This is a genomic window from Saccharococcus sp. Marseille-Q5394, assembly GCF_946901335.1.
GTDB classification, from domain to species: Bacteria; Bacillota; Bacilli; order Bacillales_A; family Planococcaceae; genus Sporosarcina; species Sporosarcina luteola_C.
Window position 1 is genome coordinate 38,093 of record NZ_CAMPPQ010000001.1, and the last position, 17,511, is coordinate 55,603.

Genomic DNA, 17,511 nt, shown 5'->3' on the forward strand with positions numbered 1-17,511 from the left:
ATACAGAATATTGGCGGTGTCCAATTGGGGGTTGCAATATGTGGAAGAAACAGTGGGGAATCATACTCGCCATAGTAGCTTTTTGCTTATTCGTGCCGGAAATCCATGCATCCGCTGCACCTGAACTTAAAGTGAAGGTGACTGCGGGATTTGATGGAAAAGCGAAATACGGCAAAGGAGCGCCGATTACGGTCGAAGTCGAAAATAACGGTACGACCGCATTCACCGGCGATATGGTCATAGATACACAGCAGTCATATGAATCTGGAGTAGGGGAAGTTTTTCCAGTGGATATCCAGGCGGGAGAAACAAAAACCGTTACATTTATCAATCAAAAAATGTTCGATTTCAATATGTATGGAATGAATGCGAAATCTATCTTTTTTTATGAAGGTGGATGGAGAAAAGGCAAGGAGATCGACCATAAAGGAACCCAGCAGATTACAGTTGCGATGTATCACGACGATACAAAAATCATGACTGCTTTCACTGACAACATCGATCGTTTGTCCGCTTTGAAGGGGATGCGCCTAACTAACTTTCCTAGCACACAAATGATTGATGCTTCTAAAATCGCAGCGTTGAAGCTACCGGAAGAAGCGGCAGGATGGGGACCGACAGATATAATTATCGTGGACGAATATCCCATAGCAGACATGTCAGCAGTTGAGCAGGAAGCGATTCTGAACTGGGTCCGCTCGGGCGGCATCATCATTTTCGGAGGTTCAGATCATCTTGCGGCGGAGTCTGGTATCTTTGCAGAGCATTTGCCATTGACGCTAAATGGAACGAAGACAATTAGCCCGGAAGCTTTCAATGAGTGGACGTCAAGAGAGGATTTTGATAAAGAAATCACGATAGCTTCAGCTGCTTTGAATCCCGATTCGAAAGCCGTATATTCTAAGGGGTCGGACATTCTAGCCGCTTCCAAACCGCTAGGCAAAGGGCTTGTTATGCAAACGGCATTTTCTATTGGGGATGAGCCTTTCTCAAAAATGCATGGAGCTGCAGCAGTGTGGAAAAATTTACTTGATACGTCAAGTCAAGCAGTGATTGCCGGCAGCATGATGCCGTATTATAACGATCCGATGGAATCATTGCGGTGGACTATAGGGAATTCGAATGAACTATTTCCATCATTTAAAGTTTCTGCACCATTCCTATTTGGTGTGATCATCTTCTATATTATTATCATCATTCCGGTCTTATATATCGTTTTAAAGAGGAAAGACAAGCGAGAACATGCCTGGTGGATTATTCCGGCGATATCCGTTGGAGTCTCCGTTTTCATTTTCGCCTATGGGGCGCGTGATCGGATTGGGCAGGCACAACTCCAACAAACATCAATATTCGATGTTGAGCAGGACGGAAGATTGACCGGCTATTTCGTTGAGTCGATCTTGACGAACAAAGCGGACGATTTTATTTTTTCAGCACCGAAAGAAACGACAATGTCGACCTACACTCCTTACTCCATGGGGCTATTCGGACCTTCTTCAATGGGAGCCAATTCGCATAAGCGGGCAATTCTTGAGAGAAATGCTTCCGGTACGAATTTGCATCTTCGTGATATCGGCTATTGGGATGTTGCGACAGTTTACGGACAAACAACATTAGAGGAAGTCGGAAAATTCGATATTGATTTGACAGTGAAAGACAAACAGCTGACAGGTGAAATTACAAACAATTTTCCGTTTCCAGTGAACGACATTGCTATCTGGTCCGGAACGAGCAGAATAAAAATCGGTGATCTGGGTCCTGGCGAAACAATGAAGGTTAATGAAACGTTGAAGACCTCGACATTGGTTCGAAAACGTTCTTCCAACTCGATGCATATGGGGCAAATGCCTGCAACGACCGATGATCTGACAAAAATGAGAAAAGACAGTCTTATTACGTTCTCAGGTGAGTTCATGAGCAACGATCCGAAGCCCGGACTTATTGGCTATACGGATACAAAACTCGTGCCGATCGAACTCGCAAAAACAAAGGCGGCTACAGATTCGTTAACATTGCTTTCGCAGGCGTTCACACCGAAAGTCGAGTTTAGCGGAAGCTTTACAGTAGACCCTGAAATGATGACGATGAATCTCATTTCCGAGGCAAATAACATACAGGCTCATCCTGTCGGGTATGCGGCGAATACGTATTATTTTGACGAAGATACGTATATCCAAACGTGGCAAGTTCCCGAGGATCTAGTGCAAAAGGTATCCGTTTGGAAATCAATTGACATTTCGAAAATACAAAAGCAGTTATACACACTGCAAGTTTGGAATGTCAAAACACAAACGTATGATGCGCTTGAATCCGAAAGGAAATTGACATTGGATTCAATTGATGACTATATAACGGCGGATGGAAAAGTAACATTCAAGATGGAGTTTATTAATAAGCAACACGGCAATGAAGGGCAACCGCCTACTATCCAGTTGCATGGCGAGGTGAAGAAATGATTGAGATTAAAGGTTTGACGAAGAAATATGGTCAATTCACCGCCCTTGATGATTTGAATTTAACATTAGATGAAGGAACTGTCTTCGGATTTGTCGGTGCCAATGGTGCCGGTAAATCCACGACTTTCCTCATCGTTTCTACGTTGTTGCAGCCGACTTCAGGCGATGTGATGATTAACGGGGTAAGCGTGCGGGAAAAACCTGCTGACATTCGTAAACTGATCGGCTATATGCCGGACTTTTTTGGAGTGTATGATCAGTTGAAGGCTGATGAATACCTCGATTTTTATGGCGCAAGCTACGGAATTCCGGAAGAAGAAAGGAAGAAATTCATTCCGCAGTTATTGGAATTAGTGAATCTATCGCATAAAAGAGATTCATATGTCGACCTACTATCCCGGGGGATGAAGCAAAGATTATGTTTGGCCAGATGCCTCATCCACGATCCGAAAGTGCTCATTTTGGATGAACCGGCATCTGGGTTGGATCCTAGGGCACGAATTGAAATGCGCGACATTTTAAAAACGCTTAAAGGCATGGGAAAGACGATTTTGATATCTTCACATATTTTGCCTGAATTGGCGGAGATGTGTGATGAAATCGGTGTCATTGACAATGGCAAACTGATAGCCCATGGTTCTGTTGCAGACATCCAGAAAAAACTGCAAGGCGAAAAAACGATAACCGTCCGTTTAGCGTCGCAATCCGCGGAAGCTATCTCGTTTTTCGAAGAACAGCCTTTTGTCACTTCGATTGAAAAGATCGAAGGAGATGAAGGGGTTTCCTTCATCTATAGAGGTGAGGAAGCGGAGCAGATTGATATGCTGAAACAAGCAATACTTAGTGATTTGCCGATCCTTTCCTTCAAGGAGCATGTCACGAACTTGGAAGATGTCTTTATGGAAATAACGAAAGGGGCCGACTGAAGATGAATTTTACTAATCCGGTTCTTTTTAAAGAGTTGAAGCTCAGATTCCGCTCATTCAAAGGTTTCAATGGGATCCTCTTCTTTCTGTTGGCAATGTGCATTTTTGTCTTCGGTTATATTTTTCTGACGGTCAATTTGACGGGGACTTCCTATTTCAGGCCAAGTCAAAGCTTTGTCTTATTCGCCTTCCTCTCTTACATCCAGCTAGGACTTGTATTGTTTACAGCTCCAGGATTGACGGCTGGTTCAATCAGTTCGGAAAGGGAGAAACAGACATTGCCGATTTTATTGACGACATCGCAAAGCTCTTTTCAGATCATTTCCGGTAAGATGCTTTCTTCGGTGGCTTTTCTACTGTTGCTCATCGTAGCAGGACTTCCGGTTTACAGTTTGGTCTTCTTATTTGGTGGAATATCACCAGGAGATTTCGTGAAGATCTTCCTGTTCCTCTTTGTTACATTACTTGCTATTGGCAGCATTGGCGTCATGTTTTCAACTTTGATCCGAAGGACAGTTGTCTCAATGATTGCAACATACGGTACAATGCTATTCTTGTCGGTAGTGACCGGGTTTCTATTCATTATCGTCATACAAATGAAAGCATTTAATCAGATGGGGACCCCGGTGACATCGCCATCATATCTGGGACAAATATTGGCTTCCATTAATCCAGCGGTGTTATTCGCGACATTTCTATCGCCCGAGCTGAACCGGTCGATCAGCGAAATGACGAAAATCGATTTTCCAATCTGGGCGGGCTATTTGATTTTCTACGGAATCATTACTGTAATGGCTCTTTTCATTGCTGTGAAAAAACTACGTGTTAATATGAAACGATTAAAATGATGGGGTGAGGCATATGGAAAAGAAATCAGCATTACATCGATATGTCGGAAAAGCTCTCGCATCATTGCGTATTGAGCGATCTGTCCATATGCTGCAAACAGGGCTGTTCATGACTACTTTGTTATTCACATTGTTCCTGACCGCTTCCCGATTGTTCATATTGCCTCATTATGAATGGATTGCCTTTTGGATCGCCGTCATTGCTCTAATTGCATCGCTCGTCGTACTCTTCCTAAAGAACGTCCGCCGAGACGAGGCTGTTTGGAAGCTTGACCATTATGTACCGGATAATTTACTCGTCACCGCTTTAGATGATCGCGTTCAGCATTCAGACTTTGCGCAAGTGATTGTGAAGCGGGCGGAAAGCGCGATGGCGAGTGCTTATCCGCAATTCAAGAAACGAGATAAAAAATATGTGAATGGAAAAATGCTGACAGGTTTTCTAATTTTGCTCACATGTTCCGTCTTCTTAATCGTTTTTCCTTCCGAAGCACAACAAGAAGCGAAAGCTGTTGCCAAGGAAAAGGAAATAATCGAGGAACTGAAGAAGGAAGTAACGGATTTGATGAAGAAGGAAAAAGATCCTGAGCAGAAAAAAGAGTTAGCGGAACTTGCGGAGAAACTGAAAGAGACAAAAACGAGCGAAGAAACATTAAGAGAATTGGTTAAGAAGCAAAAGGAATTCAAGTTGAAAGAACATAGATTGACCGAAAAGAAGAATGCTTCAAAAGACGGTTTAAGTGAGTCCGAGGAAATGGAGCTCGAAGAACTTAAATCGCTTGTTGACCAACTCGCACAGCAAGCAGGAAAAGCGCAAAGTGCATTGAATAAAATCGGTAAAGCCCCTTCGTTGCCGGCTTTGGCTAGTGCCGGAAATACTCCTGCAACAAGCAATGGTCAAGTTGGTTCTAACGCCAAGCCCGGTACTGGACAGTCCCAAGGCGGCGGAGGCAGCCAAGGTCAAGGCCAGGGTCAAGGTCAGGGCGAAGGTCAAGGCCAAGGCGAAGGTCAGGGCGAAGGCGAAGGCCAAGTCGAAGGTCAAGGCCAAGGCGAAGGTCAGGGCGAAGGCGAAGGAGAAGGTCAAGGTCAAGGTCAGGGCCAAGGTCAAGGCCAAGGTCAAGGCCAAGGTCAGGGTCAAGGCCAAGGCCAAGGCCAAGGCCAAGGTCAAGGTCAAGGCCAAGGGTCAGGAGCAGGAACTGGCAAAGGGGGACGCGACCTACTTTCAATTCCGTCCGATAGAATGGGCGATTCCAATGATCCATCTATTGTAGGCGGTAAGCTCGGAGAAGGAGAATTCATCGAAGAAAATGAACGCGAAGGCCTTGTTGAAAGAGGAACATTACGGCCATATCAAGAAGTGGTCGGAAGCTATAAAGACGCCTATTTAAAAGGGTCGGATAAAATGAATCTTCCTGCCGATTTACAGCGGATCCTTTCCGATTACTTTTCATCAATCGAATGACTAATGGATGGGAGTTGTACAAATGTCGTTTTCACCAGAGCAATTTGAAGAAATGAGTACACGGCTTGCAGAAGTACGGGAAGAAATTGGGAAATTCATTGTTGGACAACAGGAAGCAGTCGAATTCTCCATATATTCTATTTTAGCGGATGGGCATGCCTTGTTGGAGGGTCTGCCCGGCTTAGGAAAGACGATGCTGATCCGGACGATATCTGAAGTTTTGGATCTGTCTTTTTCCCGTATTCAATTTACACCGGATCTCATGCCGGCCGATATTACAGGGACGAGCATTTTGGAACGGAATCCGGAAGGGGTTCAACGTTTTGTTTTCAGAGAAGGACCGATTTTCAGCCAAATGGTATTGGCGGATGAGATCAACCGTGCCACGCCGAAGACCCAAAGTGCTTTACTTGAGGCGATGGGTGAAAAAACAGTTACTGTACTTGGCGAAACCCGGAAGATGTCCAGGCCATTCTTCGTCCTTGCCACGCAGAATCCGATTGAGATGGAAGGAACATATCCACTGCCTGAAGCGCAAATGGACCGATTTTTATGCAAGATTCTTCTTCCTTATCCCGCAAAGGAAGAATTGAAGGAAATCATGCTGAGGACAACCGGGCCGAAAACAGTTGCTATCAAAAAAGTGATGGATACAGAGACAATTATTTTAGCACAAGAAATGGCGAAATCGGTTGTCATCGCTGACGAAATGATGGATTATGCGGTTGATCTAGTATCGGCGACACATCATCGAACGGATTCCGAAGATGATTGGAATCAATATGTCCAATATGGAAGCGGTCCACGTGGGCTGCAATCCATTATCCGTCTGGCAAAGGCAAGGGCACTGGTGGCAGGACGTTTCCATGTATCGATTGCGGATATAAAAACAGTTGCCAAACCGGCGTTGAGACACCGTATCCTCATCAATTATGAAGGGGAAGCGGAAGGGATCGATGTTGATAAGCTTATCGATCGTTTTCTGGAGGACATTCGTCAAGGAGCGCAAGTCTGATGAGAGAGGACCTCTTCCCCGACCGATTGTCCAAACGATTAGGTGCGTTATCCATAATCTCCAGATCAAGACGGTTGGGACATCATAAAGGGACACATCGTTCCAGTAAGACGGGAACATCATTGGATTTTTCGGATTTCAGAGAATATCATCCGGGAGACGATTTGCGTCATATTGACTGGAATGTGTTCGCTCGTACGGATAAACCGTTCATCAAGCAATTTTTGGATGAACAAGAAATGCGGGTACATATATTACTCGATTCCACAAAATCGATGGGCACGGATGGAAAGTGGGATTTTGCACGTCAATTGGCAATCGGATTAGGGCATATCGCGCTAAAGAGCGGAGACACTGTTTCATTTTCCACATGGTCTACCAGCCGGAATTATTTCTTCCGGAAAAAAGGTGCATTGCATCGGGCTTCATTCTCAAAGTACGTATCGCAATTACAAGAACCTGTAGCCGAAGGAGAGTTTGCCGACCAAGTGGTGAAGCACGTCCCGAAGGCGATGACTGTCCTCTTCATAATTACTGATGGATTGGAGCAGTTGGATAAATGGGAGCGCCTGTTCAGAAGACTGCCCGGGGTTTGCAAGGACATCCGGATACTTACAGTCCATTCACCGGTGGAGGAGCTTCCCGCTTATGAAGGGGATGTACGCTTTGTTGATGTGGAAAACGGATCCGTCATTGAAGTGTCAATGAATCAGAGGATTGTCAAAGAGTATAAAGAGAAGAAAATGAAACATGAAGCAGAGCTGACGGCATTGGCGAGAAAATATGGTATCCAGATTTTGCGCACGGAAGTTTCGGAAGGCGTGATGGATAGTTTTACAAAAAAGATGAGACATGCCGGATGGTTGCGCTGAGAGGGGGCGGCTAAGTGGGGTTCGATCAAATCGGTAATTTATGGACGGCAATTTTCCCGTTGGCCGTCCTGCTATATTATTTTTTCCGAAAAAAGTACGTAACGACGACCATTTCTTCCACATTGTTTTGGGAAAGATCGATGCGGGAGACAAAGGTTTCTCCATACCTGAAGAATTTACAACGGAATGCCCTATTTTATTTGCAGATGGCAGCATTATTGCTATTGTTGTTCATCCTGCTCCGTCCCTTTTTGCCGAAGGAGACTGTCGCAGATGGCCATACGGTGTTTGTCGTTGACGCTTCCGCATCCATGGCTGCCGTAGACGGCGACCGATCTTTATTGGAAAATAGTAAAGTGAAGATGCGTGCCATTGCCGAAGAGCGTAAAGGTGAATCATTCTCCATTATTATTACGGGAAAGGAACCTTCCCTATTGCTGCGGGAAGAGACTGATCAACGTCATGTCTTGGAAGTGATTGACGAGATCGAGGTGGCTTATGAATATGAGCAGCTGGGACGATCCCTTGAATTTGTCAGATCCATCGCCCAACAAGCTGAAGCGGATGTCCATATTTTCACCGATTATCTTGACCGTTCACAATTCATGGAGAGCGAAAGTGGCATCGCGTGGACAATTCATAATAACGAAAATCCAATAGACAATATTGCCATTGAAAAATTCGGTGCCATACATACATCAGATGGGACGGAGGCCATTGTCAAGCTGTCAAATCAAACAGAGTCTAAACAGACCGGCAAGGTGTTTGTCAACGATGGGTTGACGGGAGCTAGATTGGCTGAACAGGATTTTTCCGTTGAAGAAAAGGCGGACACACTTCTATCATTCAAAGAGTTGCCAATGTTGCAGGCATTCCATGTCCATATGGAAGTGGAAGACGACTATGCCGTTGATAATGATGCATTTATCGTCATCGGCAGTGAATCCTCGGAAGTGATTGTTGACAATCAATTGCATGAATTGGTCAAAAAAGCGTTTGAAGCGATTGGGCTCACCGTCAGTTCAGGGTCCTTCAATGAAATGACATCGGCAAGAGACCATTCCATGATTGTTACGAACGAGACTTCTTTTTTGGAGGAAGGGTCAGAGCCGATCTTGTTGATTGGCAGGAATGATGCAATGACAGAACCGGTTTCAGGTTCGATGGAGTCGTCCAATGATGCGTTGTTCTCAATCGCTCCGATTGATGATGTGTATGTAAGTGCGCTTTACCCTCCATTCGATGGGTTTTCGACGTTAGCTGCCATCGATGGCAAACCGTTCATTCAGCGATCACCAAGAGGCGATATTATTATCTTGACGGATATCGGTTTGACTGATTGGCCGCTGCACCCATCATTTCCGTTGTTCTTTTGGAGTTCGATGGAAATGCTCCGGTCTGGAAGTGATATTGCCGGAACGTTCAGCCCGAATGAAAGAAAAGCATTATTGACCGGAAGTGGATCGGAAGGGATAGAGGTTTTCACAATCAATGATAAGTATGTTGCAACATATCCGGAAGGTGAAAACTTTGTCGCCCCAGCAAAACCGGGAATTTATAAACTGATGGAAAGTGGGGCTGAGCAGTATTTATCCGTACAGTTAGAGCCGGATGAGAAATCGGTTGCCTTCGGGTCCAGTTATAAACTTGGTGCCGGTCCTGCAGGTGGTGGAGATAGAGAAGAAGGTAAACAAATGATCGGGTGGCTATTCCTTATACCAGTCCTCCTTCTTTTAGTAATAGAGTGGGAGGTGCAGAGACGTCGTGGATATCCGAATTGAGGAGCCATTATGGCTTTTGCTGCTTGTACCGATAACTATTTACATGGCGTATGCTTGGAAGTCTTCAAATATGCGTTTCGCTCGGAAGGGGACAATCCTATATGCTTTAAGAAGCCTAGTAATCCTCTGTATCGTATTCGCCCTCACTGTTCCTTACGTACTGTTGCCAGATGACGAGGAGCAGATCATATTCGTTGTCGATCGATCCGTTTCGGTGGAAGAGGCAGGTCAAGCTGCCGAACAATGGATTTCGGAAAGTTTGAAGGAGAGAAAAGCGAATCAATCCGTCGGTATTTATTCATTTGCAGGAACATTTCGGACGGACAGCCGGTTAACAGCTGCTGAATTGGAAATGCCGAAGTTGGATCCGATTGATTCGAATGGTGCAACGAATATTGCAAACGCAGTTGACTTATCCGCTGCAGTGGCTAAAGCGGGCTTAGCGACGAGAATCGTTCTATTGTCCGATGGGTTGGAAACGGAAGGGGCAATCGAGGAACTGTTGCCGAAATATAAGAATAGCCATGTTCAAATCGACACGGTCGTGTTAAGGCGATCGAATGACGCGGATGCCTCCATCTCATTATTCGAGACTCCCCGAACTGCCTTTAAGGGCGAAAGGCAATTGTTGCGCGTAGAGGTTGAGTCATCCACCGAGACGGTTGGCCAGTTGTTGGTCTATTTAAATGACGAAGAGATCATTAGTGAAACGGTAGCCCTTGATGAGGGAGCGAACCAATTTGCATTTCATCATGAAGCGAGGGGGACAGGTCTGCTTAAGTATGAGGCAAAGCTGATTGTACCTGAGGATGGACTTCTTGAAAATAATCGGATGCTTTCGGTCACGATGCTTGAGCAATCTCCAAGAGTGCTCGTCGTGGATACCGAGAGGAGTCCTTCCGTCATACCGTCGCTTCTTGACCGAAACGCGATGGACATTGACGTAATGGATGCCGAAAGATTACCGGAATCATTATCCGGTTATTTAGGATACAGTGCAATCATTTTTGATAATGTCCCTGGTCATCTAGTCGGGGAACATAAGATGACTGTCATCGAGCAGGCCGTTAAAAGCTTCGGGACGGGATTCATGATGGTCGGAGGCGATGAAAGCTATGGGTTGGGCGGCTATTTCAAGTCGCCGATCGAACGTTTACTGCCAGTGGAAATGGAAGTGAAAGGGAAGGAACAGCTTCCGTCACTTGGGCTTGTCATTGCGATGGACCGTTCCGGCAGTATGTCAGGATCGAAAATCGTCATTGCAAGAGAAGCGGCTGCGAGGGCGGTGGAGCTGCTTCGTAATGATGATACGTTTGGATTCACGGCGTTTGACCATGAGCTCTGGGAAGTCATCCCGGTTGGTCCATTACTAGATAAGCAAGAAGCGATGGACCAGATCTTGTCCATTCCTGCGGCCGGTGGTACAGATATTTTTCCTTCAGTTGCAAAAGCCTATGAAGATTTGTCCGATCTGAAACTTCAACGGAAGCATATCATCCTGTTGACGGATGGCCAATCATCTATGCCCCCTGATTATGAGGACATTATTGCGGAAGGCAAGAAAACGAATGTCACATTATCGACCGTGGCGATCGGAACCGACGCTGACAGTGTGCTGCTCGAAGAATTGGCTGAACTCGGTGGAGGCCGATTTTACAACGCAGTGGATGAGTCAACGGTTCCAGCAATATTGACACGGGAAACATCCATGCTGACGAGGACGTATATCGAGGATGATCCATTCTATGTTTCGCTAAGCAATGTTCCGGAATGGACATCGATTTTCGCGGAAGGCGTCCCGCAGATGAACGCCTATATTGCGACGACTCCTAAGGGAACTGCGACAATTGTTGCGGAAAGCCCGAAGGAGGATCCTGTCATTGCGGAATGGATGTACGGATTGGGTCGGACGGTTGCGTTCACGTCCGATTCCACAGGGAAGTGGTCAGGTGACTTGGCAAGATGGGAAGGCTATTCGGGCTTCTGGAACACCGCTGTTGCTCGATTAATGCCCTCCTATGAAGAAGTTCCCTATCTGATCACCCATAACCGAGGCGGTACGTACACGATCACCGACAGTTCACGGAAGTCAGCGTTTTTGGACGTCGTGATTGTGGATGAGCAAGGGGAAGAAGTGCCTTTCCAGTCGGAACCTCTGGCACCTGGGAAAGTGAAGGTTACGTTGGACGCTGAACCCGGCCTTGTCTTCTTCGGCATTTCTGATGATAAGGGTGGCTTATTCCAAGCGGGAGTTTCAGTCCCGTACAGTGCGGAATACAAACCATCAGAACCAAATATTGCATTGCTCGAGAAAATCGCCGACCGGACAGGCGGGGAGCACTACGAAGATCCCGCGCAAGTGTTCCGCCCACATCCGTTTAAGAGCGGAGATCGGAAACCGATTGCAGATTGGCTCATTCTAATGGCAATGATTTTGTTTTTCATCGACATTACACTGCGCCGTTTCGGAATGTTTTCCGGTTTGCTTGACCGGAAAGAGAAGTTTGAAGTGAATGAGGCTCCTCCGGTTAACCAAGAAGACCACGTGACGGAATTATTAAAAGCGAAAAAGAAGCGTTAAAAAAACCCTTGTCTCCCATTTGGGAGCAAGGGTTCAGACAGTAGACAAAAGGGATGGAAATCGAATTGATTCCCATCCCTTTTGTCTTTTTAGATGCATTGATGCAAAAACGGTAGACTGACGCGACGTTGATTTCCGTTCCGGGCGGCTTTAGTACTATCATTCCTGCTCCCTTAGGGTCGCATAAAACATTGCTCGTAACGCTACGCTTTTACTCACAAGCGCAGCGTTGCGCCAGAAGGTCCAAGGATGCCTTAATTTCTGCAAAAAGCGCAGAAATTAAGGCAAATCGAACCCTTCGCTGTTCGATTGGCTCACCGCCCGCCCCCCGGAAAGCGTGCGCCTGGAACGGAAAGCAACGTTTCAAGAGAGATCTCCAATTATTCATCTACAGAAAAGGGGCTATCACAGAAAGTCAGTTTTCACCGACTTTCTGGACAGCCCCTTTTCGTTTATGTTCTCGTCGAAGCGAGGAGAAGTGTGTTCTTTCTGGACCAGACAGTCGCAATTCCGAAGCAGATAAGGAGGATAGCTGTGCCCAGGAAATATGGGAATGTAATATTGATATCGAAAATGGATCCGGCAAGCGCTGGGCCAATCATATTTCCCAGGCTCATATATGCATTCATCATCCCGGCTGCATAACCTTGCTCTTCACCTGCAAGCTTCGAAACGAGCGTATTAACCGCTGGCCGGAGCAGGGAAGTCGCCGTTGAGAAGATCGTTGCGACGAAGAGGATTGTCCAAAATAAATCGACGAATAGAATGGCCATCATTGAAATAGCTGCTACGACCAAATTGAAAAGAATCACACGCATTTCCCCGAATCTTTTAAACAGCGGATTGATGACGAAAGTCTGCACAATAACACCTACAAAACCTCCGACCGTAATCAATACTGCAATTTGCGAAGGGGTATAACCATACTTATGGTCGACATACAAGGAAATCGTCGATTGGAAATTCGCGAGTCCGAAGGAAAAGACGAACATGACAATCAACATGACGAAATAAGGGGTTGTTGTCGACTTTTTCAATTGTTTAAAGAGGTTTTCCTGCTTCACTACTACCTTTTCGGCTGAAACGACTGGCGCGGGATTAGGTAAAATGAAAATCGAAAGAATGGCTGCAAATATTGCAGCCCCCGCTGCAAAATAAAACGGGAAAAACAGACTGATCTTCGATAGGAAGCCACCGATCCCTGGTCCAATCATGAAGCCGAGTGACATGGAAGCTCCTAGCAATCCCATACCCCTGCCTCGCCCTTCCAATGTAGTGATATCCGCAACAAACGCCATCATCGGTGGGATGATGAACGCTGCTCCCATACCAGAAAAGAATCGGGCTGCAAATAGCATCCATAATTCAGTCGATAAACTGAAAGCAAATTGAGCTGAACCATAAATGAACAAACCAAGTATGATGATTTTCTTTCTTCCATGCCGGTCTGATAAATCTCCTGATATCGGTGAAAAGATGAATTGCGCGAATGAAAAGATTGCAATCAGGAATCCGAGCACTTTTCCGGCAACGCCGAATGTGCCTAAAAACTCAGGCATGATCGGGATAATAAGACCGATGCCCGCCATAGCTATGAACATATTAAACATCAAAATGTATAACGCCAAATTATTTGTTTGCTTCTCAACCAAAGGCAACCAGCCCCTCTATCTATTTCGTGTTATTGAAACATCTTACCATAAAAACACAATAACACTTAATGGAAAGGCCTCCTCACGTAGACGAAAAACGCCCTTAAACAATATTGCAGTTTAAGGGCGAAAAACGAATCACTTCATATCCATTTTGAATTCCAAGAAAAGCTCATTATAAACGCCTAATAATTCAAGTCCTAAATTTTTATACACTTCCAAGTGGGTTCTCGTTTCTATGTCAGGATAAAAACGTTCATCCTCGACAACTTCTGGATCCATCAAGTCAAGCGCAGATAAATTGGGGGTCGAGTAGCCGACATAATCGGCATTTTGTGCTGCAACTTCAGGATCTAACATGAAGTTGATGAACGCATGCGCTCCGTCAATGTTTTTTGCGGTTTTCGGAATGACGATATTGTCGAACCATAAATTCGATCCTTCCTCTGGAACAACATAATCGATATCCTCGTTCTCATACATCATATCAGCTGCCTGTCCCGACCATGTTAATGAGACGGCAGCTTCATTATTAATCATTAGCTGAGTGACTTCATCGCCGATGACCGCTTTTACATTCGGACTTAATGTCTTCAATTTATCAGTGGCTTCGCGAAGCTCTCCAAGGTCGGTCGAGTTTAGGGAATAGCCCAATGAGTTCAGTCCCATGCCGATTGTTTCTCTTGCACTATCGACAAGGATAACGCGTTGCTTCAAGGAAGGGTCCCATAGGTCATCCCAACTTTCGAACGTTTGCCCCTCGAGTAACGTTGGATTGTAAGCAATTCCTACTGTCCCCCAGAAGTAGGGGACCGAGAACTGATTGCCCGGATCGAAAGGGAGATCCAGGAAATATGGATCGATATGTTTAATATTCGGGATTTTACTGTAGTCGACCGGCAGCAGAAGATTCTTTTCCTTCATCATCTCAATCATATATTCAGATGGAACGGAAATATCGTATGCCGTACCGCCCTGTTCAATTTTGCTCATCATCCCTTCATTCGAATCAAATGTTTCATAAATGACTTTTATGCCTGTTTCTTCTTCGAATTGCTTGATAAGATCCGGGTCGATATATTCTCCCCAATTATAAACAGTTATGGTGCCTGTGCCCGATTTGCTCCCTTTGTTCAACTCGGCATTGATGAATAGCAATATGCCGGCCACGAGGAGAATCAGGATGGCAGATTGGATAATGGACTTCATTTCTTCACCCCCGCGAGAGGCATCTTCGTTTTGCGGCTAATTGCATAGTAACCGATCACTAATGCGACTGTAACGATAAAGATGAGTCCTGATAGGGCATTAATCGTCAAACTGATGCCTGTTCTTGCCATTGAGTAAATTTCAACCGACAATGTTGAGAACCCATTTCCAGTTACAAAGAACGTTACAGCAAAGTCATCAAGCGAGTACGTCAAAGCGAGGAAGAATCCAGCAAAGATCCCCGGTTTTATGAATGGCAGGATGACCCGTGTCATAACATCTTTCCTAGAAGCGCCAAGATCGAGTGCTGCGTCTATCAATGAAGTGTTCATCTCTGATAACTTCGGCAATACCATTATGACAACAATCGGAATGCTGAAGGCGATATGGGAAATCAATACAGAAGCAAATCCAAGCTTAACACCTATCATCGTAAATAGAATCAAGAATGATGCGCCGATAATGACATCAGGGCTGACCATTAAAATATTATTCAAAGACAGCACTGCATTCCTCATTTTTTTATTGCGCATGAAATAAATTGCCAATGCTCCGATCACGCCGATTGTCGTCGATAATAACGCGGAAAGCAGGGCAATGATGATTGTATTGAGGACGATGATAATCAACCGTTTATCCTCAAATACTGCTGCATAATGCTCCCATGTGAATTCTTCGAAATTGGACATGCCACCGCCCGAGTTGAATGAATAGAAAATCAGATAAAAGATCGGGGCATACAGGATAATGAATACAATCGCTAAATACAGTTTAGGAAGCTTACCTAGCCTTTCCATGGTCTGATGCCCCCTTTTCTTTGCCTTTCGTGACAAGCATGATGATGAACATGAAGACGATTAGGAAGACGGCGATTGTCGAGCCCATTCCCCAGTTCTGCGTCACTAGAAATTGCTGTTCAATGGCTGTTCCTAGCGTGATGATTTTATTTCCAGCGATGAGTCTTGTGATCATGAATAGTGACAAGGCAGGAATGAAGACGACTTGGATGCCTGATTTCACTCCGTTCGTCGTTAATGGCCATATGACTCTTCTGAAAGTCGTCCAAGAGTTAGCGCCCAGATCGCGTGATGCATCTATCAATGCCGGATTCAATTTATCGAGAGCATTGAATATCGGTAAAATCATGAACGGAATAAATATATAGACCGAGACGAATACGAAACTGAAGTCGGTGAACAGAATTTGCTGCTTGCCGATGCCGACAGCTTCCAATAATGCATTTAACGGTCCGTATAGACCCATCAACCCGATGAAGGCATATGTCTTCAACAACAGGTTGATCCACGAAGGGATGATGATGAGCAAAAGCCAGAGCTGCTTATGCTTCGTTTTTGTTATCAAATACGCCGTCGGATAGGCGATCAGCAATGAAAAGAGTGTAATAAGGAATGCATACCAAAATGAGCTGATTGTAAGTTTTAGATAGACGGACGTGAAAAAGTTACGGTAATTCGTCAGCGTGAAGTTGCCTGCCAAGTCGAAGAATGAATAATAGACGATCAATGCAATCGGAGCCAGGACGAACAACAAGATCCACGCTGTATAAGGGATCGAGTAGATTGGACGTAGGCGGGACTTATTCATCGGCATTCGCTCCGTAGGATTCAAGACGGGCATCGTAATCTTCCTCTGATTCATTCAATCGCATGACGTGGATGTCTTCGGGGTCGAAATCAAGACCGATTTTCTCCCCGACTTCCGCTTTCTTCGTGGAATGAACTAGCCATTCATTGCCGTCTTGATCGTATGTCGAAAGTTCATAATGCACTCCTCGGAACAATTGTGTATCTACTGTCACATTCAATTTCCCTTTATCGACAGTCGTGATTTCCAAATCTTCCGGGCGGAGGACGATGTCGACTTTTTCATTTGGCTGAAGCCCAGCATCCGCACAGTTGAATCGTTTTCCTGTAAATTCGACGATGTAATCCTCAATCATCATCCCCGAAACAATATTCGATTCACCAATGAAGTCTGCGACGAAGCGGTTAATCGGTTCATCATAGATGTCGAGAGGGGTGCCGGATTGTTGAATAGCTCCCATATTCATGACGAAAATTTCGTCGGACATGGCGAGCGCTTCCTCTTGATCGTGCGTGACGAAGACGAATGTCTTGCCAAGGCGCTGCTGCAACTCCCTTAGTTCGTATTGCATTTCAGATCGCAGCTTCAAATCCAGAGCGGATAATGGTTCATCGAGCAAAATCACTTCAGGATCATTGACGATGGCGCGTGCAATCGCAACCCTCTGCCGTTGCCCACCGGACATTTCAGTAATTTCCCGGTTTTCGTAGCCTGCCAAGTTGACGAATTTCAATGCTTCTTTGACCCTCGTATCGATCTCGTCCTTTTTCACTTTTTTGATGCGTAAACCGAATGCAATATTCTCATACACATTCAAGTGGGGGAATAGGGCATAATCTTGGAATACTGTATTAACTTGACGTTCATTTGCTGGGACATTGTTGATCTTTTTTCCATTAAAGTGAATTGAGCCTTCTGTCGGCTCGATAAATCCTGCTATCAATCGAAGGATTGTCGTCTTTCCGCAACCGGAAGGACCTAATAGCGTATAAAATTTTCCGCGTTCCAATTCAAATGAGACATTATCCAATACGGTCGTTCCGTCGCCGTATTTCTTCACGACATTCTCAAAACGGATAATCGGCTGATTTGTCATTTTGGTGT

General features: G+C 45.3%; 13 protein-coding genes. 8 read left to right on the forward strand and 5 right to left on the reverse strand.

Annotated features, from left to right (window positions below; genetic code table 11):
- Positions 1-38 precede the first annotated feature (38 nt).
- The 8 genes from OC538_RS00175 to OC538_RS00210 are packed head-to-tail and all read left to right on the forward strand — an operon-like array spanning position 39 to position 11,941.
- On the forward strand, positions 39-2,456 hold the full coding sequence (locus OC538_RS00175) for a hypothetical protein (RefSeq protein WP_251694955.1): 2,418 nt from the start codon (positions 39-41) through the stop codon (positions 2,454-2,456).
- Positions 2,453-3,382 (forward strand): ATP-binding cassette domain-containing protein, encoded by a 930-nt coding sequence (locus OC538_RS00180; RefSeq protein ID WP_262172794.1) that lies wholly within the window; start codon positions 2,453-2,455, stop codon positions 3,380-3,382. The genes OC538_RS00175 and OC538_RS00180 overlap by 4 nt, the downstream gene beginning before the upstream one ends.
- The gene (locus tag OC538_RS00185) at positions 3,379-4,230 is read left to right on the forward strand and encodes an ABC transporter permease (RefSeq protein ID WP_251695311.1); all 852 of its coding nucleotides are present in this window, start codon (positions 3,379-3,381) and stop codon (positions 4,228-4,230) included. The genes OC538_RS00180 and OC538_RS00185 overlap by 4 nt, the downstream gene beginning before the upstream one ends.
- 13 nt (positions 4,231-4,243) lie before the next feature.
- Positions 4,244-5,692, forward strand: a complete 1,449-nt coding sequence (locus OC538_RS00190; RefSeq protein WP_262172796.1) for a hypothetical protein — start codon at positions 4,244-4,246, stop codon at positions 5,690-5,692.
- A 22-nt stretch (positions 5,693-5,714) separates the two neighbouring features.
- Positions 5,715-6,707 carry an AAA family ATPase gene (locus tag OC538_RS00195; protein ID WP_262172798.1) on the forward strand — a complete coding sequence of 331 codons (993 nt, stop codon included), beginning with the start codon at positions 5,715-5,717 and terminating at the stop codon, positions 6,705-6,707.
- A complete protein-coding gene (locus OC538_RS00200; protein WP_262172799.1) occupies positions 6,707-7,579 on the forward strand; it encodes a DUF58 domain-containing protein in 873 nt (290 codons plus the stop codon). The genes OC538_RS00195 and OC538_RS00200 overlap by 1 nt, the downstream gene beginning before the upstream one ends.
- Positions 7,580-7,593: 14 nt before the next feature.
- Entirely contained in the window at positions 7,594-9,360 is a 1,767-nt protein-coding gene (locus tag OC538_RS00205; protein ID WP_262172800.1) for a vWA domain-containing protein, read from the forward strand.
- A complete protein-coding gene (locus OC538_RS00210) occupies positions 9,344-11,941 on the forward strand; it encodes a VWA domain-containing protein (RefSeq protein ID WP_262172801.1) in 2,598 nt (865 codons plus the stop codon). The genes OC538_RS00205 and OC538_RS00210 overlap by 17 nt, the downstream gene beginning before the upstream one ends.
- Positions 11,942-12,393: 452 nt before the next feature.
- On the opposite strand, the gene OC538_RS00215 is transcribed toward OC538_RS00210, so the two are convergent.
- The 5 genes from OC538_RS00215 to OC538_RS00235 form a co-directional block, all read right to left on the reverse strand.
- Positions 12,394-13,551 carry an MFS transporter gene (locus OC538_RS00215; protein ID WP_251695310.1) on the reverse strand — a complete coding sequence of 386 codons (1,158 nt, stop codon included), beginning with the start codon at positions 13,549-13,551 and terminating at the stop codon, positions 12,394-12,396.
- A gap of 180 nt (positions 13,552-13,731) precedes the next feature.
- Complete coding sequence (locus tag OC538_RS00220; RefSeq protein WP_251694948.1) at positions 13,732-14,802, reverse strand: PotD/PotF family extracellular solute-binding protein; 1,071 nt, start codon at positions 14,800-14,802, stop codon at positions 13,732-13,734.
- Complete coding sequence (locus OC538_RS00225; RefSeq protein ID WP_251694947.1) at positions 14,799-15,599, reverse strand: ABC transporter permease; 801 nt, start codon at positions 15,597-15,599, stop codon at positions 14,799-14,801. The genes OC538_RS00220 and OC538_RS00225 overlap by 4 nt, the downstream gene beginning before the upstream one ends.
- Positions 15,583-16,407: an ABC transporter permease gene (locus OC538_RS00230; protein WP_262172804.1), complete on the reverse strand. Its 825-nt coding sequence runs from the start codon at positions 16,405-16,407 to the stop codon at positions 15,583-15,585. The genes OC538_RS00225 and OC538_RS00230 overlap by 17 nt, the downstream gene beginning before the upstream one ends.
- The gene (locus tag OC538_RS00235) at positions 16,400-17,503 is read right to left on the reverse strand and encodes an ABC transporter ATP-binding protein (RefSeq protein WP_262172805.1); all 1,104 of its coding nucleotides are present in this window, start codon (positions 17,501-17,503) and stop codon (positions 16,400-16,402) included. The genes OC538_RS00230 and OC538_RS00235 overlap by 8 nt, the downstream gene beginning before the upstream one ends.
- Positions 17,504-17,511: the final 8 nt, after the last annotated feature.